Genomic DNA, 23,476 nt, shown 5'->3' with positions numbered 1-23,476 from the left:
TGCGACGTCACGTGCGCCTGATATTCAGGATGGCCAGCGCGACCAGCAACGCGGCGCCCATGGCGGCGGTGATCAGCACCGCCAGCGGCCCGCCCTGCCAGTTCTGCACGCAAACGCCGACCAGCGCCCAGATCACCCCGGCCAGATAGCCAAAGGCGTCAGGGCGTCTGCGCGCGATCACCACTGCCAGAACCAGCGCCAGCAGCAGCGCCAGAATGGCGGCGGGGATCTGGCCCATCACGCCGTATCCCGCAGCCATCAGGCCCAGAGATACGGACGAGGCTGCTGTCAGCCAGCCCGCGTAGAGGGCAACAGGCGCGCGGCCCAGCCACGCATTTGCGCCCCGCCCCTTGGGCGTGCGCAGCACGGCGAGCGCGGCAAACCCCAACATCACCCAGATCAGGATCGTTGCCCAGACCGCGCTGGTCTGCGCGATGGGCAGCCATGTCGCGCCGACCGCCAGCGACAGGATCAGCGGCAGGCGCATCGGCGCCCATTTGGCGTCATCGAGCTTTTTCCAGACACCGTAGGCCGCGCCGATGATCAGCCACAGATAGATCACTCCCCAGATGCCGAAGGCGTATCCGGCCGGCTGTACCGGCGGCTGGACCTGCGGGACGGGGAATTGGTTTGCATCAAACCCGCCAAAGCCCGGCGCCAGAAGCGGCGACAAGGCAAAGGCGAGGGCGGCAAGCAGCACCAGAACAGGCATCACGATTACAGGCATGGCGGCATCCTTCTATGCAGGCGGTTTCATGCCGCCCGACAAGCGACTTAGCGCGCCATTTACGGGGTCAAGCGGCCACGAGGCGGTCAGACCAGCACGCCCTCGGCGCTCAGCACCGATTTGCCGCCCAAGTACGGGTGCAGTGCCTCGGGCAGGCGCACGGCGCCGTCGGCCTGCTGGCCGTTTTCCAGAACCGCGATCAGGCAGCGCCCGACGGCCAGCCCCGAGCCATTCAGCGTATGCACGAATTGCGGTTTGCCACCATCTGAGGGCTTGAACCGGGCATTCATGCGCCGCGCCTGAAAATCGCCGCAGACCGACACTGACGATATCTCGCGGTACGTATCCTGCCCCGGCAGCCATACCTCGATGTCATGGGTGCGCCGCGCGCCAAAGCCCATGTCGCCGGTGCACAGAACGATGGTGCGGTAGGGCATGCCCAGCTTTTCCAGAATGCCTTCGGCGCAGGCAGTCATGCGGTCCAGCTCGTCCCGGCTGGTATCGGGATGGGTGATGCTGACCATCTCGACCTTTTCGAACTGGTGCTGGCGCAGCATGCCCGACGTGTCGCGCCCGGCTGACCCCGCCTCGGAGCGGAAGCATTGGGTGTGCGCGACATGGCGGCGGGGCAGGCTGGATTCCTCCACCACCTCGCCGTTGACGAGGTTCGTTACCGGCACCTCGGCGGTCGGGACCAGCCACCAGCCATCGGTGGTCTTATAGCTGTCTTCGCCGAACTTGGGCAGTTGCCCCGTGCCGATCATCATCTCCTCGCGCACCAGCACGGGGGTCCACGTCTCAAGCAGGCCGTTCTCATCGATATGGGTGTCGAGCATGAATTGCGCCAGCGCGCGGTGGATGCGTGCGATCGCGCCCGTCAGTACGACAAAGCGCGTGCCGCTGAGTTTCGCGCCCGCCTCGAAATCCATGCCCGGCAGGACGCCGGCGATCTCGTAATGCTCGCGCGGCGCGAAATCGTAGGTGGCGGGCGTCCCCCAGCGGCGGATTTCGACGTTATCAGCCTCATCCGCGCCGTCTGGCACATCGTCCATCGGCAGGTTGGGCAGGCCCAGCAGCATATCGGCCAGTTCGGCATCCAGCGCCTTGGCTTCGGCTGTCATGGCCGCAATCTCGGCCTTCTTTTCGCCAACCAGCGCGCGCAGGCGTTGAAATTCGGCATTATCGCCGCTTGCCTTGGCGGCGCCGACCTCCTTGGAGGCCTTGTTCTGTTCGGCCTGGGCCATCTCGGCTGCGGAAATGCGGGCGCGGCGCGCCTCGTCCAGCGCCAGAATGGTGTCTGCGGCGGCATCATTGCCGCGCCGCGTCAGGGCGGCGTCGAAGGCGGCAGGGTTTTCGCGGATCGCACGGATGTCATGCATGTCTGGTGTCCTTGTGGCGCAGGTGACTCGGTTCCTTTGCCAGCCTTATGCACCAGATCGCAGGCTGGGTGTAGTGCGGGTGCGCTCTGCCCAGATGACCGTGATCAGCGCAAGAATGCCCACAATGCCAAAGCCCAGCACCAGCGGCACGACGGTGCCGTTAAAATGATGGCCGATGTATAAGGAAATCGGCAGCGCGATAAAGTTCGACAGCGATCCGATCAGCGCGGCGCCCAGCCCGGCGAGGTGGCCCAAAGGCTCCATCGCGATCGAGTTCAGATTGCCGAACAGGATGCCGACACAGAAAAACGCCGCCATCAGCCATGCCATGAACAGCGCCAGCGGCGGTGTGCCACCCCAGCTGAACGCGGGGATCAGGAACAAGAACGACAACCCCGCCAGCCCGATCAGCGCCAGACGCGTCAGGTGCCGCATGCCCATCCGCATGACAAGTAGCGAATTGACCACGGATGCGCCGCCGATCGACAGCGCCGCCATCCCGAAATAGAGCGCGAACAGCGCGCCGGTATCATAGGCCATCTGAAAGATCTGCTGCGCCGTGCTGAGATAGCTCAGGAACACGCCGAATATCAGCCCAAGCGCGACGGTATTTCCGACCGCCACGCGGCTGGCCATGATTTCGCGCAGGCCCGCACCGATGCTGCGGGCGGAAAAGGGGCGTCGCTCGTGTGGCGGCAGTGTTTCGGGCTGGCGCAGCGCGAACCACAGACTGGCGCCGATCCCAAGGGTGATCAGCACGCCGAAGGTCGCCCGCCAGCCACTGATATAGATCACGACCTGTCCCAGCGCGGGCGCGACGGTCGGCACCAGGATGAAGACGGCCATGACGATGGACATGATCCGCGCCATCGCGCGCCCCTCATAACCGTCGCGCACCAGTGCCATCGTCACGATCCGGGGCGCGGCGGCGCCGAAGCCTTGCAGCACGCGGCCCGCAATCATGACTTCCCAGCTGACCGCGAATAGCGACATGAGACAGCCGATGGTGAAAACGACATAGCCGGCATAGATCACCGGCTTGCGCCCGAAACTGTCCGATAGCGGCCCCGCCAGCGCCTGACCCACGGCAAAGCCCAGAAACAGCGACGACACGATCAATTGCACGCTGTTGGGGTCGTCCACGCCCAAATCATGCCCCATCACATCCAGCGCGGGCAGCATGATGTCGGTCGACAGCGCCGTGGTGGACACCATGATGGCCAGCAGGATAACGAATTCGGGGATTGGCAGGGTGGCGATGGGTCTGCGCATGTGGGGCCTTTCGCGGCAATGCACCGGATGTGCGGATAGCCTCGGGCCGGTAGCGGCGCCGTGCAGGGGGTCAGGGCGGGCTGCGAGCGCGCGCCCATGACGGGCGGCTTACGCCTGCGGGCGCCTCAGGTCCAGCGCAATTCGGCGGGGCGGATCTCAAACGCGATATGATGGCCGCCTCCGCGCAGCCCGTCGCGGGAATGGTTGCTCAGCGTGCGCCAATAGGGCTGCACCGTCACAGCATCGTCGCGCACCAGCGTCTCCAGCCGGGCCATGATGCTGCGACGCGCTTCGATATCCAGGGTCGCCAGCGCCTCTTGCAGCAGGGCGTCGAATTCGGGATTCGACCAGCCAAATTCGTTCCACGGTTCGCCGCTGCGATAGGCCAGCGCATAGGTCTGCACGGCCAGCGGGCGGTGCCCCCAGTCGGTCGTGCTGAAGGGGAATTTGTTCCACCGCGCCCAATAGCGCGTGCCGGGCAGGATCGTGCGGCGCACCCGCAGACCCGCGTCGATCATCAGGGCCGCGGCGGTATCGGCGGTGTTGCGGCGCCAACTGTCATCGATCGAGATCAGCTCATGCTCGAAATCCAGCATGCCTGCCTGATCCATCAGCTGCCGGGCGCGCACCGGGTCATATTCCGGCGCGGGCATCGGCGCATAGGCCGGTTGCAGCGACGACACGTGGACGTTTTGCGCCACCTCGCCACGATTGCCGTGGCCCAGTTCCAGCAGGATCTCGTTGCTCATCGCCAGTTGCAGCGCCCGGCGCACGCGCAGGTCGGCGTAGGGGCGTCGGCCGTTGATTTCTGCCAACTGGTTGGCGCGGATCGTGACGGTCGATGCCGTGCGGATGGTATGCGCGCGCCAACCCTCAAGCTGGTCGAAGACGTCGATGTAACTGCCCTCGACGGTGTGGGTCATGTCGATCTCGCCCGCCAGCGCAGCGCGGTAGGCGACGGCGGGATCTGTCCCGGTATCGATGAATTCGATCCGCTCCATCCACGCGCCATTACCCGCGTTCCACCACGCATGCGCATCGTTACGCACCAGCACCGCGCGCTGGCCCGCCACGAATGACTCGGGCAGGTAGGGGCCTGTTCCGACGGGGTTTTCCAGCATTGTGTCCGGATCAAACCCAGGCGGCACGATGGCCGCCGGATAATCGCCCATGCCCGCAATCAGTGAAATATCCGGGCGCGGCAGGGTCAGCGTGACGGTGTGGGAATCGGGCACTTTGATCGCGCCCTTTATGGCCTGGCCCGTTTCCGGATCGATCAACACTGCAAAGCGGGCGGCCATGGAATTGCCCGGCGCGGTGCGGTCGCACCAGCGCGCAATGTTGCGCGCTACGTCTTGGGCGGTAAAGGCGGTGCCGTCATTCCATGTCACGCCCTGCCGGACGAAAAGGGTATAATGTGCGGCGTCGTCGCTGATCTGCCAGCCCTCCAGCAGGCGGGGCAGAAAGGTGCCGTCATTTTCATAGCTGACAAGGTATTCCAGCCAGCCGCGCGTAACGTTCGCGGCCTGAAACCAGTCAAAGCTGCGCGGATCGCCAAGATCGCGCACCAGCATCTGGATGCGCAGATGCGCCGGACGGGCGGCGCCGTTGCGCCCCTCCGTCCGGGCGGTTGTCCCGTCCGTGTCCTGTGCGCGAGCAGGGGCGGGCAGACCAAGCAGCGCATAGGCCGCGCCCGTGCTGACGCCAAACGCGCTGGCCTGCGTCAGAAATTCGCGCCGCGCCGCATTGTCCGGCTGGCCCTGTGTCATGCGCGCGGCCTGCATGCGCAGCCATAGTGGCAGGGGCCTGTCGGATTTGGGGCGTCGGGTCATGGTTGGTATCTCCGGCGTGGCTGCGGGGGGCGGGATTCGCCGCCCGGCCCGACCATTTGTCATGTAATGTGGCGCAGAAGGCAAATCACAGGGCGGTGCGGCGCTTTGGGCGCCTGATTGCCTCTCGCACCTTTGGGCCATCTTCCCTATAACCACGCAAAACACCACGGAGTCGCTGCCATGACCGGAGAATTGTCGCCCATCGACAAGGCCAAATTCGTCGCCGCCAAGCGCGCGGTCGACTATGTCAAGGACGGTATGCGCGTCGGGCTTGGCACCGGATCGACCGCCGCGTGGATGGTGCGTTGTCTGGGCGATCGGGTGCGCAATGACGGGCTGAAGATACGCGGCGTGCCGACATCGACCCGCACGGCCAAACTGGCCCGCGAGGTCGGAATCGAGGTGGTCACCCTCGACGAGGCGAAATGGCTGGATCTGACCATCGACGGCGCCGATGAGTTCGATTCCGAACTGAACCTGATCAAGGGTGGCGGCGGCGCGTTGCTACAGGAAAAGATCGTGGCGACCGCCAGTGACCAGATGATCGTGATCACGGACGCGGCCAAGGAGGTCGGCATGCTCGGCGCCTTTCCGTTGCCGGTCGAGGTCGTTCCGTTTGGCTGGCAAATCACCCGGTCGCTGATCGAGGAAATGCTGAACTCGGTCGATGTAACGCGCCGCGACATAACCCTGCGTATGGACGGCGATCTGCCCTATGTGACGGACGAGGGCAATCATATCCTTGATCTGCATCTGGACCGGATCGGCAACGCCCGCGAACTGGCCGTCGCGTTGAATCAGATTGCCGGCGTCGTGGAAAGCGGCCTGTTTATCGATATATGCGATGTGGTGGTGATCGGGCATGGCGACGGGCGCATCGAGATGCGCGACATTAACGAAGGTACGGTCGAATACGACCAACTGAATTTCGAGGACTCCGACAACCTTTTCAGAACGATGCTGGAATGACGCAATGGCGGCCTCCGCATGATCTGGAATTTTCGCAACGATGAGGCATGAATGACGTTCGACTATGATCTATTCGTGATCGGCGGCGGCTCGGGCGGGGTGCGCGCAGCGCGCGTCGCGGCTGCCACCGGCGCCAGCGTGGCACTGGCAGAAGAAAGCCGGTATGGTGGCACCTGTGTCATCCGTGGCTGCGTGCCGAAAAAGCTTATGGTTTACGCCAGCGAATTCCCCGGCGAGATGCGCGATGCGCAGGCCTTTGGCTGGACGGTGCATGCGGGCGGCTTTGACTGGAAGAAGTTCCACACTGCGCTGACCTCCGAGCTGGACCGGCTGGAAGGCGTCTATCGCAACCTGCTGAAAAACAGCGGCGTCGTGACCTATGATGCGCGTGCAACGCTCAGCGATGCCCATACGGTCACGCTGGATAGCGGGCAGAGCTTTACCGCCAAGCATATCCTGATCGCCACCGGCGGGCGCCCCGTGCGCCCCGATCTGCCGGGCGCCGAGCATGGCATCGTCAGCGATGATATCTTTCAGTTTGAGACGTTGCCGCGCAGTATTCTGGTCATCGGCGGCGGCTATATCGCCTGTGAATTCGCTTGCATCCTCAACGGCTTGGGGGTGGGCGTCACGCAATATTACCGCGGCGAGCAGATCCTGCGCGGCTTTGACGGTGAGGCGCGCGGGCTTGTCTCTGACGAAATGATCGAAAATGGCATTGATCTGCATCTAGGCACCAATATCCTGGATGTCAGGCCCGAACGCGGCGGATATGTCGTCACCTCCACCAAGGGCACAGAAAAGTGGTTCGAAACGGTGTTCTTCGCCACCGGTCGCAACCCCAATACCGCCGGGCTGGGGCTGGAGCAGACGGGCGTCCAGTTGGGCCGACATGGGCAGGTCGAGGTGAATGAGTATTCGCAGACCGCCGTGCCGTCGATCTACGCCATCGGGGATGTGACGGACCGGGTGAGCCTGACGCCGGTGGCGATCCGCGAGGCGATGGCCTTTGTCGAGACGGTGTTCAAGGGCAACCCCACGCCGGTCGATCATGACCTGATCCCGACCGCGATCTTTACCCAGCCCGAAATCGGCACTGTCGGCCTGAGCGAGGAAGACGCGCGCGCGATCGAGCCGGTCGAGATCTACTGCACCTCCTTCAAGCCGATGAAGGAAGCATTTGCAGGGCGCGGCAATCGTGTGTTGATGAAGCTGGTGGTCAGTCAGGCCACGCGCCGCGTCATGGGGTGTCACATCGTCGCGCCCGGCGCAGGCGAGATGATCCAGATGGTCGGCATCGCGGTCAAGATGGGCGCCACCAAAGAGGATTTCGACCGCGTCTGCGCGGTGCATCCGACCATGTCGGAGGAATTGGTGACAATGAAATCGCCGGTCCGCACAAGCTGACGGGAACAAGATCGGCCGGGGCGGGTTGAATTCCCCCCTCGGCTATACAGTTTATACAGGGTTGGCGCATCAGGCGGCGTCGGCAGGGACAGCAAGAGGAATGATGTACATGGCGGGACAGTCGGGCGGCCCATGGGGCGGCGGCGGTAAATCCGGGGGCGGCTCGGGGGATGATAATGGCAGTGGCCAGAACGGCGACGGGCGCCGTCCCGTCAGCGGTGGTCAGAGGTCGGAAATCGACGAGTTGGTGAAAAAGGGTCAGGATCAGCTGCGCGTCCTGATGGGCGGTCGCGGTGGTCGCAGTGGCGGCCCCGGTGGGGCTGGTGGCGATGGCGGCGGCGGGCCTGCCGTGACGCGCGGCACGGTCATTCTGGGCCTTCTGGCGCTGATCGGTTTGTGGCTTTTCGCCAGTTTCTATACGGTCAAGCCAGAAGAGCGCGCTGTCGAGCTGTTCCTTGGTGAATACCATCGCACGACCGGCTCTGGCCTGCATCTGGCACCGTGGCCCTTCATCACGTACGAAAAGGTCGTCGTCACGTCCGAGCGTAACGAGGATATCGGCGTTGGCGAACGCGGCAGCGAGGCGGGGCTGATGCTGACTGGCGACGAGAATATCGTCGACATCGATTTTCAGGTTGTCTGGAATATCAACGATCCCGCGATGTTCCTGTTCAACCTGCGCGATCCGCGCGCCACGATCCGCGCCGTATCTGAATCGGCAATGCGCGAAATCATCGCACAGTCGAAACTGGCGCCGATCCTGAACCGTGACCGGGGGTCTATCGCCCAGCGGCTGGAAGATCTGGTACAGTTGACACTGGACAGCTACGATAGCGGTCTCAACGTCATCCGCGTCAATTTTGACAAGGCCGACCCGCCGCTTCAGGTGATCGACGCCTTCCGCGAAGTGCAGGCGGCCGAGCAACAGCGTGACCGGCTGGAAAAAGAGGCTGACGCCTACGCCGCCCGCGTGCTGGCCGAAGCGCGCGGTCAGGCGGCACAGACCCTGGAGGAGGCCGAAGGCTACCGCGCCCGCGTGGTAAACGAGGCCGAAGGTCAGGCGAGCCGCTTCAGCGCCGTTCTGGGCGAATATGCAAAGGCCCCGGACGTGACGCGCAAGCGTCTGTATCTGGAAGCGATGGAAGAGGTGCTGGGCGGCATGGATAAGGTCATTCTCGATCAGGACCAGTCCGGCGGTGCCCAGGGCGTCGTGCCCTATCTGCCGCTCAATGAGCTGCGCAAGAATTCGGAAGGTCAGTAATCATGCGTAAAACAGCTTATATTCTGCCGGTCATCGCCGTCGTCGCCGTCGTCGGCATGCTGTCGGTGTTCATCGTGGACGAGCGCGAAAAGGCGCTGGTTCTGCAATTCTCCAAGATCATCGACGTGAAGGAAGAACCGGGGCTTGGCTTCAAGATCCCGTTCATCCAGCAGGTCGTGCGCTATGACGACCGGATCCTCAGCCGCGATGTCGACCCGCTGGAGGTGACCCCTCTGGACGACCGGCGTCTGGTGGTCGACGCCTTCGCGCGCTATCGAATCGCGGATGTGCGTCGCTTCCGCGAGGCGGTGGGCGACGGGGGTATCCCGTTTGCCGAGAACCGGCTGGATTCGATCCTGCGTTCGCGGACGCGTGAAGTGTTGGGTTCGGTCAGTTCGAACGATATCCTCAGCTCGGACCGCGCCACGCTGATGCTGCGCATCCGTAACGCCGCCATCACCGAGGCCAAGGAACTGGGCATCGAAGTGGTCGACGTGCGCCTCAAGCGGACGGATCTGCCCAGCCAGAACCTTGATGCCACCTTTGCCCGGATGCGGGCCGAGCGCGAGCGCGAGGCAGCGGACGAGATCGCCCGCGGTAACGAGGCGGCGCAGCGTGTGCGCGCGCAAGCTGACCGGACGCAGGTCGAGTTGGTGTCGGACGCGCGGCGTCAGGCCGAGATCACCCGAGGCGAGGCCGATGCGAAAAGCAACGCGGTCTTCAACGAGGCGTTTGGCGCGGATGCGGAGTTCTTTGAATTCTACCGCTCTCTTGACGCGTACCGAATGGCGTTGAGCGGCAGCAATTCGTCGATCGTCATGTCGCCGGATAGTGATTTCTTCAAATACTTCAAGGATGCCGGCGAGTCTCTGGCGGCGACCCCGACCGTTGCCGACCAAGCGGGCGATAGCGCAGACACCGGTGCTGACGAGACTGGTGACGCGCAGACTGGCGATACCCCGGCGGGTGACGCCGCCACGGCGGTGCAGTGATGCTGGCGGTCGGCGCCCTTGCCCTTGGGTTGGTGCTGATCGTCGAGGGGCTGGTCTATGCGCTGGCCCCTCGCATCGTCGAAGATATGCTGGCCGCCCTGCGCGCCATTCCACCCGAGGCCCGGCGCATGCTGGGCCTTGCTGCATTCGCGACGGGTGTTTTTCTGGTCTGGTTAGGCAAAAGCCTGGGCGCATGACGCAGCGCGGCATGGTTTGGCGGCGTTTTTCGCTGTCACCTTCGCGTGACAGATGCAGCAACTGTTTGCACGTCGCGCGCCTTTGCCTAAATTGTTCACAACAGTCTGGGCCACGCAGCCCCGGCGCCAAGTCATTTAAGAGTGAGGAGAACCGGCAGTGAGAGAAACAATCCGAACGGCAACCATATCGCAAAGCGGCGCGATGCAATCGCTGGCGCTTGCGCTGCTGAGTGCGGCGCTGATCATGGCGCAGGCCATCGCCGCCCATGCCCGGCCCGAAAGCTTTGCCGATCTGGCGCAGAAATTCAGCCCGTCGGTGGTCAACATCACGACCTCGACCACGGTCGCACAGGGTGCAGGCCCGGCGCCGTTGGTGCCGGATGGATCGCCGTTCGAGGATTTCTTTCGCCAGTTCCGCGACCGGGGCCAGGGCGGTGACCGTCCACGGCGCAGCTCGGCTCTGGGCTCGGGCTTCGTGATTTCCGAGGATGGCTATATCGTCACCAACAATCACGTGATCGAGTCCGCGGACGAGATCATCATCGAATTCTACGAGGGCGGTGAGCTGGAGGCCAAGGTCATCGGCACCGACCCCAAGACCGATATCGCCCTTCTCAAGGTCGAGGCGACCAGCCCGCTGCCCTTCGTCAGCTTTGGCGACAGCGACACCGCACGCGTTGGCGATTGGGTGATGGCGATGGGCAATCCGCTGGGACAGGGGTTTTCGGTCAGCGCGGGCATCGTTTCGGCCCGCAATCGCGCGCTGTCCGGCACCTATGACGATTACATCCAGACGGATGCGGCGATCAACCGGGGCAATTCGGGCGGTCCGTTGTTTGACATGGATGGCAAGGTCGTCGGCGTGAATACCGCGATCCTCAGCCCCAATGGCGGCTCTATCGGGATCGGGTTTTCGATGGCGTCGAACGTGGTCAGCCGTGTGGTCGACCAACTGCAGGAATTCGGCGAGACGCGGCGCGGCTGGCTGGGCGTGCGCATTCAGGACGTGACCGCAGATGTGGCCGAGGCGATGGGCCTTGAGAACGCATCGGGCGCGTTGATCACGGATGTGCCCACTGGCCCCGCCGCCGAGGCCGGGATGATGGCGGGCGACGTGATCCTGTCCTTTGACGGGGTCAAGGTGCCGGACACGCGCGATCTGGTTCGTCAGGTTGGCTCCACGGAGGTCGGCAAATCGGTGCGGGTCGTGGTCTTCCGCGAGGGCGGCACCAAGACGCTGAGAGTGACGCTGGGTCGCCGCGAAGACGCCGAAAACGTCGACGGCACCGACCTGTCGGATGGCGGGTCTGACGCCACGCCGGCGCCGCAAACGATGATGGGCCTGACCCTCAGCCCGCTGGACGACGACCTGCGCGCGCAGTTGGAACTGGCGGAGAGTGCCACGGGCCTTGTCGTGCGTGACATCGATCCGCTGTCGGAGGCCTATGAGAAGGGCTTGCGCGCGGGTGACGTCATCACCGAGGCTGGCCAGCAAAAATTGGCCACAATCGACGATCTGAAGGACCGGATCGCCGACGCCCGTGAAGCGGGGCGCAAATCCCTGTTGCTGCTGGTGCGTTCGGCCGGGCAGCCGCGCTTTGTCGCGCTGTCGCTTGGGGACGACTGACGACTACGTGCACTGCGCAACGGCGACTTACCGACAAGGAGCGGCCTCGATCGGGCCGCTCCTTTGCTTTTGCCGCTGTGGTTTGCACCCCGTGCCCCCGAAGTGTTCAACGCTGAGATTAAGGCGGGGCGAGGTTGGCGTCTTCAGGGTTTTACGGGCAGTTTTCGGAACAAAATTCACCAGGGTCGGTTGGCAGACGCGGCTCATTGTTGTTACAACTTGATCTCAAGGCGGCTCGAACGCCGACGGACCAAATGAGAACAAGAGGCCCGGCACGGCATGACGCATGGCGCCTTTGATCTGCTGGACCCTCCAAATTGAAAGGAAGCCGCATGGTCGATTCATCGGGAGAGCAGGGAATTCCGCCACCAGAGGGCGACTGCGATCTGATCGATACGGAATACGAGATCGGTCAGGACAATGTGACTACATCCATCGGGCCTTTTGGTTTGGATTTTCACAACCCCGTTTTCGCCATGGCCGGAATTTCGATCGTGGCCTTCGTGTTTTTCGCGTTGGCGCTGCCAGATCAGGCGAACGCGATGTTCAGCTGGTCGTTCTCGTTCGTCACCAAGACCTTTGACTGGTTTTTTCTGGGCGCGGCCAACATCTTTGTCCTGTTTTGCCTGTTTCTGATCGTCAGCCCCTATGGGTCTGTCCGGCTGGGAGGCTCGGATGCGACGCCGGACTATAACTATATCGGCTGGTTCGCGATGCTCTTTGCGGCTGGCATGGGCATCGGCCTGATGTTTTTCGGTGTGTCCGAACCGATGAGCCACTTCGCCTCCTCTTTGGGCGGTACCTCGGTCGAGGGCGGCTTGCGCACCGATTGGGCGCCCTTGGGCGCGGCATCGGGCGACGAAGCTGCGGCGATGCGGCTGGGCATGGCGGCGACGATCTTCCACTGGGGTTTGCACCCTTGGGCGATCTACGCGGTCGTCGCGCTGGCGCTGGCGCTGTTCAGCTATAACAAGGGCCTTCCGCTGACGTTGCGCAGCGCGTTCTATCCGATCTTCGGTGAACGCGTCTGGGGCTGGACCGGCCACGTCATCGACACGCTGGCGGTTTTTGCAACATTGTTCGGCCTGGCCACATCGCTGGGCTTCGGCGCGGAGCAGGCGGCATCCGGGCTGACGTTCCTATTTGGATCGGGCGACAAGGTAGAGGGGACGCGCAACCTGCTTGGCATCGCTTACGGCAACACCGAGGAAAGCGGCGTTGCAAACTCAAGTCTGTTACTGGTGCTGCTGATTTCCGGCATCACGGCCATTGCACTGATTTCGGTCGTGCGGGGTCTCGATGGCGGGGTCAAGGTGCTGTCGGAGATCAACATGGGGCTCGCCGGTCTGTTGCTGGTCTTTACGCTGATTGTGGGCGGTCCGATATTCTTGCTGACGTTCTTTGCCGATAGCCTATGGGCCTATTTGCAGAACCTCATCCCGCTCAGCAATCCGTTCGGGCGCGATGACACCAACTTCGTGCAGGGCTGGACGGCGTTCTATTGGGCCTGGTGGATCAGCTGGTCGCCGTTCGTGGGCATGTTCATCGCCCGCGTCAGCCGGGGCCGGACGGTGCGCGAATTCCTGATCTGCGTGCTGCTGATCCCCAGCCTTGTCTGCGTCCTGTGGATGAGCGTTTTTGGCGGCACCGCCATCAGCCAGGTCGTCAATGACGGCTATACCCTGGCCAAGGATGCATCGCTGGAACTGAAGCTGTTCTATATGCTGGACCATCTTCCGCTGGCGACGATCACCTCGGCCATCGGGATCATCCTTGTGGTGGTGTTCTTCGTCACCTCGTCGGACTCGGGCAGCCTGGTGATCGACACGATCACCGCAGGCGGCAAGGTCGACGCGCCGGTGACGCAGCGGGTGTTCTGGTGCATCTTTGAGGGTGCGGTCGCGATCGTGCTGCTGGTCGGCGGGGGCCTTGCGGCGCTGCAATCGGCGGTCATCTCAACGGGCCTGCCGTTTACGATGGTGCTGCTGGTGATGTGCTGGGCCATCTTCAGGGGGCTACAGTCCGAACGCGGCTGATCTTCAGCTTTAAGTGACTGCATGGCCCCCGGCGCTTGCGCGACCGGGGGCTTTGCTGTTTTCTGTAGGCAGGCATCAGGGAGGGCGGCAATGAGCGGCACATTGGATCTGGATTTCGTGCGCGGACAATTCCCGGCCTTCGCCGAGGCGCCGCTGCAGGGGCAGGCGTTTTTCGAGAACGCTGGCGGCTCTTACACCTGCGCACCCGTCATTGATCGGCTGACGCGGTTCTACCGCCAGCGCAAGGTGCAGCCCTACGCGCCCTATGAGGCATCCAAACTGGGCGGCGCCGAGATGGACGAGGCGCGCGCGCGCCTTGCGGCGATGATGGGCGTGGACACCGATGAGCTGAGCTTTGGCCCGTCGACCACCCAGAACACCTATGTGCTGGCGCGCGCCTTTGCCCAGTGGATGCGCCCCGGTGATGCGATCATCGTTACCAATCAGGACCACGAGGCCAATACAGGCCCTTGGCGGCGACTGGCCAATGAGGGGTTCGAGGTGCGCGAGTGGCAGATCGACCCCGACACCGGCCATCTGGACCTCGCCGATCTGGAAGAGCTGCTGGACGACCGCGTGCGCCTTGTGTGTTTTCCGCATTGTTCGAACGTGGTGGGCGAGGTCAATCCGGTGGTGGACATTTCCGCGCTGGCCCATGCCGCCGGGGCGTTCGTCTGTGTCGACGGGGTCAGCTATGCCCCCCACGGTCTGCCGAATGTGGGGCTGATGGGGCCGGATATCTACCTGTTCTCGGCCTACAAGACCTACGGGCCGCATCAGGGCATCATGACCATCCGGCGCGAACTGGGCATGCAACTGCCCAATCAGGGGCACTATTTCAACGAAGGCGGCCTGTATAAACGTTTTACCCCTGCCGGGCCGGATCATGCGCAGGTGGCGGCCTGCGCCGGCATGGCAGATTATATTGACGCGCTGGCGGATCATCACGGGCTGGACGGTGATGCGGCTGCGCGCGCGACCGGCGTGCACGATCTGATGCACGCGCATGAGGAGGTGCTGCTGGCCCCGCTGCTGGACTACCTCAAATCGCGCAACTCGGTGCGCCTGCTGGGGCCGGGTATGGCGCCGGGCCGGGCACCCACCGTCGCCGTGCGCCTTGACCGCCCGGGCGAGGAAGTCGCGCGCGATCTGGCGGCGCATGACATCATGGCTGGCGGTGGCGATTTCTATGCCGTCCGGGCGCTGCGGGCGATGGGCGTTGATCCTAACCATGGCGTGCTGCGGCTGAGCTTTGTGCATTACACCAGCCGGGCAGAAATTGACCAGCTTTTGACCGCGCTGGAAGACGTGCTTTGATCCGCCGCGCAGCGCGCTATGTCCAACCCGGATATACATGAATCCGGAAAAGATATGCCCGATAGCAAACCCACTCTCCTCTGGCTCCGCCGCGATCTGCGGCTGACCGATCATCCCGCCCTCTGCGCCGCGTTGGACACGGGTGGTCCCGTCATTCCCGTCATTCCCGTTTTTATCCATGACGATACGGTCGCAGGCCTCGGCGCCGCGCCGAAATGGCGGCTGGGGCTGGCGCTGGAGCGGTTTGCCAAGACGCTGGAGGCCAAGGGCAGCCGCCTGATCCTGCGCCGGGGCGCCGCGCTGGACGTGCTGCGCGATCTACTGCGGGAAACGGGGGCAGGGGCGGTGTATTGGTCGCGGCTTTACGATCCAGGCGCCATCGCGCGTGACAAGGCGGTAAAGGCCGGGCTGCGGCAGGATGGCGTTGATGCGCGTAGCCACGCGGGCCATCTGCTGTTCGAGCCGTGGACCGTCGAGACGAAGGAGGGCGGTTATTACAAGGTCTACTCGCCGATGTGGCGTGCGGTGAAGGACCGCGATGTGCCCGCGCCGCTGCCCGCGCCAAGCGATCTGAAAGCGCCCGAGGCATGGCCCGCCAGCGATGATCTGGTCGATTGGCAGATGGACGCCGCGATGCAGCGGGGCGCAGACATCTGCCTGCCCTATCAGCAGGTTGGGGAGGAGGCCGCGCAGGACCGGCTGGCGTGGTTCATCGAGGACTCGATTGACCGCTACAAGACGCGCCGCGATCTGCCCGCCATCGACGGCACCTCAAACCTGTCGGAGAACCTCGCGCTTGGCGAAATCAGCCCGGCGCAGTGCTGGCACGCCGGCCTGCGCGCACTGCACGAGGGCGCCAAGGGTGCCGAGACATGGGTCAAGGAACTGGTCTGGCGCGAATTTGCCTATCACCTGATCTACCACACGCCGCAGATCGCCACGCGCAACTGGCGCGAGAAATGGGATGATTTCCCTTGGAACGAAGACGGGACTACGTCCGAGGTCGTGGCATGGAAACAGGGGCGTACCGGCATCCGCTTTGTCGATGCGGCCATGCGCGAGATGTACGTGACGGGCCGGATGCACAACCGTGCGCGCATGATCGTGGCCAGCTACCTGACCAAGCACCTGATGACCCATTGGCGGGTCGGGCAGGCGTGGTTCGATGATTGCCTCACCGATTGGGATATCGCCAGCAACGCGATGGGCTGGCAATGGGCGGCCGGGTCGGGGCCGGACGCCGCGCCCTATTTCCGGATCTTCAACCCCGAGACGCAGCTGGAAAAATTCGACCCGGATGGAAACTATGCCCGCGCGTGGATCGCCGAAGGGTATGATGATCCCAGCAAGACCGCGCTAAGCTATTTCGATGCGATCCCGCGCAGCTGGGGCCTGTCGCCTTCGGATGCCTACCCCGCCCCGGTGGTCAGTCTGCCCGAAGGGCGCGACCGGGCGCTGGGCGCCTATCAGGACCGAACATTTTGACGCGCGCTGACACGGCACTGCCGATGCCCGAGATCGGCCAAGAAACGGAAAAGACGACATGATCCTGACCACGACAGACGGACAGTCGAATTTGCCGCGCTACTTTGCGCGGGTTTTCGACAAGACCCGCAATATCAACCGGGGGCGGCTGGATTTCGTGCTGCCCGATGGCCGGGTGTTTCGCGCCGAGGGGCCGAATCCCGGCCCGGTGGGCGAGGTGCATCTGCACAATACCGACGTCTTTGCCCGGCTGATCCGCGAGGGTGATCTGGGGTTTTGCGATGCTTACCTTGATGGCTGGTGGAGCAGCCCGGATTTGCAGGCGCTGATGGATTTCATCTGCACCGATAACGAGGATGTCTATGACGGCTTTCCCGGCCTGTCGCTGGTGCGCGCGTTCGAGCGGGCGCGCCATTGGCTGCGCAGCAACTCCAAGGGGCAGGCGCGGCGCAACATCAGCCATCACTATGATCTGGGCAATGATTTCTACAGCCTCTGGCTGGACGAGACGATGACCTATTCCAGCGCCCTGTTCGAGACCGGGCAGGAAAGTCTGGAAAAGGCGCAGACGGCAAAATACGCTTCGATGGTGGACCGGATGGGGGTCCAGCCGGGTGATCATGTGCTGGAAATCGGCTGTGGCTGGGGCGGCTTCGCCACATATGCGGCTGCCGAGCGCGGGCTGAAAGTGACCGGCCTTACCATCAGTCAAGAGCAGTTGAACTATGCGCGGCAGCGTATTGAAAAGGCAGGACTTTCAGATCTGGTAGACTTCAAGCTACAGGATTACCGCGATGAGCGTGGCAGCTATGACGGCATCGCCAGTATCGAGATGTTCGAGGCGGTCGGACAGCAATACTGGCCCGCTTATTTCAACACGGTGCGCGACCGGCTGCACCCCGGCAAACGCGCGACGCTTCAGATCATCACGATCAGCGACGCGCGCTGGGAGGTTTACCGGCGCGGTGTCGATTTTATCCAGAAATACATCTTTCCGGGTGGTATGTTGCCCAGCCCCGCCGCCCTGCGCGCGGAAGTGGAGCGCGCGGGGCTGACCGTCGCCGGGTCGATGGAGTTTGGCGAAAGCTACAGCCAGACCCTGCGCCGCTGGCACGACCGTTTCAACGATCAGTGGGACGGCATCGCGGCCATGGGCTTTGACGAGCGATTCCGCAGGATGTGGAATTTTTACCTCACGTCTTGCGCCGGATCGTTCCACGCGGGTAACTGCGATGTCACTCAGATCACCATCGCAAAGCCCGAATAATGCATGCCAAAGGTACGCACCCTGCCGACCGCCGTGTCGCGACGATCACCGGCATTCTTGCTAGCGCGCTGTTGGCCGCAGCGCGGCGCTGGACCGTAACGACGTGAGCGCCCTCTTTCTATATGGCACATTGCGCGACACGGCGCTGCTGCGGATCGTTCTGGGTCCGCGCGCTGACGCAGTATCGATGTGGCCCGCAACCCTGCCGGATCATGTGGTGACATGGGCCAAGGGGCAGGTGTTCCCGACGATCGCCATACAGCCCGGCGCCAATACTGTGGGTGTGCTGCTGGAGGATCTCAGCCCGCAGGAGGTGCAGCGCCTTGATTTCTACGAGGGCGGCTTTGGCTGTGATCTGCGCGAGGTGGTTGTGTGCGCCGAAGGCGGCCCGCATCAGGCGCGCATCTATTTCCCGCAGGCGGGATTGTGGCAGCAGGGCGTGCCATTTGATCTGGACGATTGGGCACAGCAATGGGGCGCGATCAGCCGTCTCGCCGCGACCGAGGCGATGGGATATCTGGGCACATGCAGCCCGCAGGACCTGGCCGCGCGGATGCCGATGATCCGGGCGCGGGCGGCGTCACGTCTGGCAGTCACCGGCGTGCCGGCGCAGGTGCGCAGCGACACCGGCGCAGATGCGGTCGAGGCCGTCGAGACCGAGGTTCTGCACGCCGGTTACTTCCGCACCGAGGCGCGCGTTCTGCGCCATCCGACGTTTCAGGGTGGGATGAGCAATACGCTGCGCCGCGAGATTTTCGTGGCAACCGATGCGGCGCTGGTGCTGCCATATGATCCGGTCCGCGACCGCGTGCTGCTGGTGGAACAGTTTCGCATGGGCCCCTATGGGCGCGGCGATCCTCGCCCCTGGATGCTGGAGCCTGTCGCAGGTCGCGTCGACCCCGGCGAGACGCCCGAGCAGGCAGCGCATCGTGAATGCATGGAGGAGGCGGGGCTGTCCCTGACCCGGCTGGAGCGGATCGGGAGCTACTACTGCACGCCCGGGTATTCCACTGAATACTTTCACAATTTCGTGGGCCTCGCGGACCTTCCTGACGATCTGCCCCGCTATGGCGGGCTGGATACCGAGGCCGAGGACATCCGCCTGCATGTGCTGGATTTCGACGCCGCCATGGCCCTGCTGGATACGGGCGAGGCCGACAATGGTCCGCTTATCCTGTCGCTGATGTGGCTGGCACGCGAACGGGCCAGACTGCGCGCTGCGGCTTGAGTTGCCGCGCCATCGCGCCTAAGTATTGGCCCACGTTTTCATGCTGGAAAGGACGCGCCATGCGCATTGCACAGGATCTGGCCGACGCGGTCGGCAACACCCCCATGATCAAGCTGCGCCGCGCCAGCGAAGAGACGGGCTGCACCATTCTCGGCAAGGCCGAGTTTCTGAACCCCGGCCAATCGGTCAAGGACCGCGCGGCGCTGTACATCATCCGCGATGCGGTGGCGCGCGGCGAATTGAAACCGGGCGGCACGATTGTCGAGGGGACCGCCGGCAATACCGGCATCGGTCTGGCGCTGGTCGGTGCGTCGATGGGGTTCAAGACCGTCATCGTCATCCCCGAGACGCAGAGCGAAGAGAAAAAGGACATGCTGCGCCTTGCCGGTGCCGAACTGGTGCAGGTGCCCGCCGCGCCCTACAGTAACCCCAACAACTTTGTGCGCTACTCCGAGCGTCTGGCCGCGGAGTTGGCCAAGACCGAGCCGAACGGCGCGATCTGGGCCAACCAATTCGACAACGTGGCTAATCGGCAGGCCCACGTTGAGACCACCGGCCCCGAAATGTGGGAGCAGACCGGCGGCAAACTGGACGGTTTCTGCTGCGCTGTCGGCTCGGGCGGGACGCTGGCGGGCGTCGGCATGGCGCTTCAGCCCAAGGGCGTAAAGGTGGCACTGGCCGATCCGATGGGCGCCAAACTTTTTTCCTACTACACCACCGGCGAGCTTGAATCCGAAGGCAGTTCGATCGCCGAGGGGATCGGGCAGGTGCGCATCACCGCCAACCTCGAAGGGTTTACGCCCGATTACGCCTACCAGATCACCGATGAGGAGGCGCTGCCGATCGTGTTCGACCTGCTCCACTATGAGGGGCTGTGCATGGGGGCATCGACCGGCGTGAATGTCGCGGGCGCGATCCGTCTGGCGCGCGAAATGGGGCCGGGCCATACCATCGCGACGATCCTGTGCGACTATGGCTCGCGTTACCAGTCCAAGCTGTTCAACCCTGAGTTCCTGCGCGAAAAGGGTCTGCCCGTGCCGGACTGGATGCATGGCGCGCCCCGCTCGATCCCCGGAGTGTTCGAGGAATGATAACAGTGCTGCGCCATCTTCTGCTGGCTTTGACGCTGGCGCTGTTGCCTGGCGCAGCGACGCTGAGTCTGACGGCGACCACAGCTGCGGCGCAGCAGCCCCCGTCCAGCCCTGATTACGACCGCTGGGACACGATCAGCCAGCGCGCGATCACGGCTATCGAAAACCAGCGCGCGTCGACCTCCGCATTCGAGAGCCTGCGCGACCAGTTGGCCGAATGGCGCAGTGTCTTTTCCGCCGCGCAAAGCATCAACAGCAATGCGATTGCGACCCTGGATGCTCAGGTGCGCGCCTTTGGCCCCGCACCGGCCGAGGGTGAGCCCGGCGAGGGGGCGGAGATCGCCTCGCAGCGGGAATCGTTGACCAAAAAGCTGGCAGAGTTGCGCGCGCCCGTGAAGCGGGCGGAACTGGCCTACAGCAAGGCCGACGAAATGATAAAGAGTATCGACCGCATCGTGCGTGAACGAACGGCCGAAGAGCTTCTGGAGCGTGGGCCATCCCCGTTGAACCCGCAGCATTGGCCGATCGGCGTCCACGCCATTGTGAGCACGTTCGAAGATGTCCGCAATGAGCTTGCGGTTGGGCTGTCCAGCACCGCACAGCGCGCGGATCTTTGGAGCAGGATGCCCGTAACGGCCCTTATGGGGCTGGTGGGCCTTGTGCTGCTGCTGCGCGGGCGGTTCTGGGCTGAATTGCTGGTGCGGATCGCTATGCCGCAGGCGGCGACCTCGGGGCGTTGGTTGATTTCGTTCCTGATGTCGCTGGGTGGAATCATAGTGCCGTTCATCGGCCTTATGATCCTGATCAAGGCCTTTGCCATCAGTGGTCTTTTCGCGGCACGCAGCAACGACATGCTGCAAGTGTTGCAGGTGTCGGTGCTGATCTTCCTCGTGGCGCGCTGGCAGGCGCTGCGCTGCTTTCCGCGTGGTGACGGCGGACAGCTGCCGCTGGACCTGACGCCCGAACAGCGCCGATCCGGGCGCCTGTATGGCGGCGCGATGGGTTTTATCATCACCGTTTTTCACTTCATCTACGAAGTCGGAAGCATTAACGGCTGGCCCGCCGAGGCGCGCGCTGTCGCGCTGTTCCCGGTCATGGTGCTGGCAGGGCTGCTGTTGATCCGCCTTGCGCGGCTGCTGGCGCATCATACCCGGCAGCAGCCCGACGAGCAGGACGTCGAAGCCGAGGGCGGGGCGGACACGTACCGAAACAAGCTGGGGCGCGTACTGTCCAAGCTACTGGTCATCGTCGCCGTCGTCGCGCCCCTGCTGGCTGCAATCGGCTATCAAAAGGCGGCCGTCGGCCTGTTGATGCCATCGCTTCTGTCCCTGATGTTGTTGGCGGCGCTCATTATCCTGCAAAGTGTCATCGTCGAGCTGTACTCGTTGGCGACCAATGATCGTGACGGCGCCGCAGACGAATTGATTCCGATGTTGCTGGGGTTTCTCGTCGCGCTGGCGTCGTTGCCGCTCTTTGCATTGGTCTGGGGCGCGCGCGTTTCGGATCTGAGTGAGCTGTGGGTGTCGTTCCGGCGCGGCATCACGGTAGGCGACATGACGATATCGCCGACGATCTTCCTGACCCTGGCCATCATCTTTGCGATCGGATTCGTCGTCACACGGGTAACACAGGGCATGCTCAAGACGTCGCTTCTGCCCAAGACGCGGATCGATACCGGCGGGCGCAATGCCATCGTCTCGGGCGTGGGGTACATCGGAATTTTCTTGGCAGGGCTGATCGCCGTGACCAGTGCGGGGATTGATCTCAGCAGTATCGCCATCGTCGCCGGTGCGCTGTCGGTCGGTATCGGTTTCGGTCTTCAGACCATTGTGTCGAACTTTGTGTCCGGCATCATCCTGCTGATCGAGCGCCCCATCAGTCAGGGCGACTGGATCGAAGTGAACGGCCAGCACGGCACGGTGCGCGAAATCTCGGTCCGCTCCACCCGGATCGAAACCTTCGATCGCTCGGATCTGATCATCCCGAACTCGGATCTGATCAGCGGCACAGTCACGAACTACACCAAGGGCAGCACGGTGGGCCGGGTGATCGTCAAGGTCGGCGTCGCCTATGGCACCGATACGAAATGGGTCGAAAGCATCCTGCGCGAAATCGCCCGCGCCCATCCCATGGTGCTGATGAACCCCGAACCAGCGATCATCTTTCATGGGATCGGCGTCGAGTCCTTTGATTTTGAAATCCGCGCCATCCTGCGCGATATCAACTTTATCATGAACGTGACCTCGGACATGAACCACGAGATCGCCGCGCGCTTTGCCAAGGAAGGTATCGAAATGCCCTATCAACAGCGCGACATCTGGCTGCGCAATCCCGAAACGCTGACCGGGGCCATGGGCGCGGCCCGCGCGAAGCCGCGCAAACCGCGCCCGGCCAGTCAGGATACGTCAGCCATGTCGGTTGACGAGGCGCAGCGCATGGACGATGCGGATGGTGGCGGCGGGGCAGGGGATGCAGACCGATGAGCGTGCCCTATTTCCGCACAGACGCCTACCTGTCCGAGGCATCCGGCCAGGTGGTTGCCCATACCGCCGAGGGCGGCGTGGTGCTGGACCGGTCGCTGTTCTATCCGACAGGGGGCGGTCAGCCAGGGGATAGCGGCCATCTGACATGGCCCGGCGGCGCCGTGCAGATCGCCACCACCGTCAAGGGCGGCGGGGCCGACATCGTTCTTGTGCCCGCCGCACCGCAGGCGCTGCCCCCGGTCGGCACGCGGGTCGAGCAGCATCTGGACTGGACCCGCCGCCACCGCCTGATGCGTATGCATACCGGGCTGCACCTGCTGTCGGTCGTCATTCCGCTGCCGGTTTCCGGCGGCGCGGTCGGCGAGCTGCGCAGTCGGCTGGATTTCGACATGCCCGAGGCGCCCGAGGACAGCGAAGCGTTGGAGGCGCTGCTGAACCGCATGATCGATGACGACCTGCCGGTATCCGAAACATGGATCACCGACGCCGATCTGGCGGCAAATCCCGGCCTCGTAAAAACGATGTCCGTAGCTCCGCCCCGAGGTGCCGGCCAAGTGCGTCTGGTGCAGATCGGCGAGGGCGAAGGCATGGTCGATCTACAGCCCTGCGGCGGTACGCATGTGGCCCGCACCGGCGAGATCGGTCGCCTGCGGCTGGGCAAGATCGAAAAGAAGGGGCGTCAGAACCGCCGCGTCTATGTGCACCTTGACGGGTAGGGGCGCATAAGCTCTTCACACCGGTGATTATCTGCTTGAAATCCCGGTAACACGGACGGTAAAGAAGCGTAACGGAGCGGTGGCCGAGTGGTCGAAGGCGCACGCCTGGAAAGTGTGTAGGCGGGAGACCGTCTCCAGGGTTCGAATCCCTGTCGCTCCGCCACTTAGATGACTCGACTAATTTACTTTT

General features: G+C 63.6%; 18 protein-coding genes and 1 tRNA gene. 15 read left to right on the top strand and 4 right to left on the bottom strand.

Annotation, left to right across the window (positions count from 1 at the left end; all coding sequences use genetic code 11):
* Nucleotides 1-7 precede the first annotated feature (7 nt).
* From FGD77_RS17180 to FGD77_RS17165, 4 genes are all read right to left on the bottom strand, one after another.
* Nucleotides 8-727 carry a tryptophan-rich sensory protein gene (locus FGD77_RS17180; RefSeq protein ID WP_255011485.1) on the bottom strand — a complete coding sequence of 240 codons (720 nt, stop codon included), beginning with the start codon at nucleotides 725-727 and terminating at the stop codon, nucleotides 8-10.
* Between the two features lie 86 nt (nucleotides 728-813).
* Nucleotides 814-2,106 (bottom strand): serine--tRNA ligase, encoded by a 1,293-nt coding sequence (serS, locus tag FGD77_RS17175; protein ID WP_255011482.1) that lies wholly within the window; start codon nucleotides 2,104-2,106, stop codon nucleotides 814-816.
* 45 nt (nucleotides 2,107-2,151) lie between these two features.
* Nucleotides 2,152-3,378 carry a multidrug effflux MFS transporter gene (locus FGD77_RS17170; RefSeq protein ID WP_255011481.1) on the bottom strand — a complete coding sequence of 409 codons (1,227 nt, stop codon included), beginning with the start codon at nucleotides 3,376-3,378 and terminating at the stop codon, nucleotides 2,152-2,154.
* Between the two features lie 125 nt (nucleotides 3,379-3,503).
* Nucleotides 3,504-5,210 (bottom strand): ABC transporter substrate-binding protein, encoded by a 1,707-nt coding sequence (locus FGD77_RS17165; protein ID WP_255011478.1) that lies wholly within the window; start codon nucleotides 5,208-5,210, stop codon nucleotides 3,504-3,506.
* A gap of 180 nt (nucleotides 5,211-5,390) precedes the next feature.
* On the opposite strand from FGD77_RS17165, the gene rpiA reads away from it, so the two are divergent.
* The 15 genes from rpiA to FGD77_RS17090 all read left to right on the top strand — a co-directional run bounded on the left by rpiA (nucleotide 5,391) and on the right by FGD77_RS17090 (nucleotide 23,449).
* Nucleotides 5,391-6,179, top strand: a complete 789-nt coding sequence (gene rpiA / locus FGD77_RS17160; RefSeq protein WP_255011475.1) for a ribose-5-phosphate isomerase RpiA — start codon at nucleotides 5,391-5,393, stop codon at nucleotides 6,177-6,179.
* Between the two features lie 51 nt (nucleotides 6,180-6,230).
* The gene (gene gor, locus FGD77_RS17155; RefSeq protein ID WP_255011472.1) at nucleotides 6,231-7,586 is read left to right on the top strand and encodes a glutathione-disulfide reductase; all 1,356 of its coding nucleotides are present in this window, start codon (nucleotides 6,231-6,233) and stop codon (nucleotides 7,584-7,586) included.
* A gap of 109 nt (nucleotides 7,587-7,695) precedes the next feature.
* Nucleotides 7,696-8,847 (top strand): FtsH protease activity modulator HflK, encoded by a 1,152-nt coding sequence (gene hflK / locus FGD77_RS17150; RefSeq protein WP_255011468.1) that lies wholly within the window; start codon nucleotides 7,696-7,698, stop codon nucleotides 8,845-8,847.
* Between the two features lie 2 nt (nucleotides 8,848-8,849).
* Nucleotides 8,850-9,839 carry a protease modulator HflC gene (gene hflC, locus FGD77_RS17145; RefSeq protein ID WP_255011467.1) on the top strand — a complete coding sequence of 330 codons (990 nt, stop codon included), beginning with the start codon at nucleotides 8,850-8,852 and terminating at the stop codon, nucleotides 9,837-9,839.
* A complete protein-coding gene (locus FGD77_RS17140) occupies nucleotides 9,839-10,036 on the top strand; it encodes a DUF2065 domain-containing protein (protein WP_255011465.1) in 198 nt (65 codons plus the stop codon). Before hflC ends, FGD77_RS17140 begins: the two co-directional genes overlap by 1 nt.
* A 202-nt stretch (nucleotides 10,037-10,238) precedes the next feature.
* Nucleotides 10,239-11,663, top strand: a complete 1,425-nt coding sequence (locus FGD77_RS17135; RefSeq protein WP_255014304.1) for a Do family serine endopeptidase — start codon at nucleotides 10,239-10,241, stop codon at nucleotides 11,661-11,663.
* Between the two features lie 332 nt (nucleotides 11,664-11,995).
* Nucleotides 11,996-13,699, top strand: a complete 1,704-nt coding sequence (locus FGD77_RS17130) for a BCCT family transporter (protein WP_255011464.1) — start codon at nucleotides 11,996-11,998, stop codon at nucleotides 13,697-13,699.
* Nucleotides 13,700-13,789: 90 nt separating this feature from the next.
* A complete protein-coding gene (locus tag FGD77_RS17125) occupies nucleotides 13,790-15,016 on the top strand; it encodes an aminotransferase class V-fold PLP-dependent enzyme (protein ID WP_255011462.1) in 1,227 nt (408 codons plus the stop codon).
* A 54-nt stretch (nucleotides 15,017-15,070) separates the two neighbouring features.
* Nucleotides 15,071-16,501 carry a deoxyribodipyrimidine photo-lyase gene (locus tag FGD77_RS17120; protein WP_255011460.1) on the top strand — a complete coding sequence of 477 codons (1,431 nt, stop codon included), beginning with the start codon at nucleotides 15,071-15,073 and terminating at the stop codon, nucleotides 16,499-16,501.
* 58 nt (nucleotides 16,502-16,559) lie between these two features.
* Nucleotides 16,560-17,768: a cyclopropane-fatty-acyl-phospholipid synthase family protein gene (locus tag FGD77_RS17115; RefSeq protein WP_255011459.1), complete on the top strand. Its 1,209-nt coding sequence runs from the start codon at nucleotides 16,560-16,562 to the stop codon at nucleotides 17,766-17,768.
* Nucleotides 17,769-17,871: 103 nt separating this feature from the next.
* The gene (locus FGD77_RS17110) at nucleotides 17,872-18,996 is read left to right on the top strand and encodes an NUDIX domain-containing protein (RefSeq protein WP_255011457.1); all 1,125 of its coding nucleotides are present in this window, start codon (nucleotides 17,872-17,874) and stop codon (nucleotides 18,994-18,996) included.
* 59 nt (nucleotides 18,997-19,055) lie between these two features.
* Nucleotides 19,056-20,087, top strand: a complete 1,032-nt coding sequence (locus tag FGD77_RS17105) for a cysteine synthase A (protein WP_255011454.1) — start codon at nucleotides 19,056-19,058, stop codon at nucleotides 20,085-20,087.
* Complete coding sequence (locus tag FGD77_RS17100) at nucleotides 20,084-22,570, top strand: DUF3772 domain-containing protein (RefSeq protein WP_255011452.1); 2,487 nt, start codon at nucleotides 20,084-20,086, stop codon at nucleotides 22,568-22,570. The genes FGD77_RS17105 and FGD77_RS17100 overlap by 4 nt, the downstream gene beginning before the upstream one ends.
* Nucleotides 22,567-23,286 (top strand): alanyl-tRNA editing protein, encoded by a 720-nt coding sequence (locus FGD77_RS17095; protein ID WP_255011449.1) that lies wholly within the window; start codon nucleotides 22,567-22,569, stop codon nucleotides 23,284-23,286. The genes FGD77_RS17100 and FGD77_RS17095 overlap by 4 nt, the downstream gene beginning before the upstream one ends.
* A 73-nt stretch (nucleotides 23,287-23,359) precedes the next feature.
* Nucleotides 23,360-23,449: transfer RNA gene (locus FGD77_RS17090), tRNA-Ser, on the top strand.
* The last annotated feature ends 27 nt before the right edge of the window (nucleotides 23,450-23,476 follow it).

This window comes from Roseovarius sp. M141 (genome assembly GCF_024355225.1).
GTDB lineage: Bacteria > Pseudomonadota > Alphaproteobacteria > Rhodobacterales > Rhodobacteraceae > Roseovarius.
Note: the sequence above shows the minus strand (reverse complement) of the source record. Positions and strands in the feature narration are given on the sequence as shown.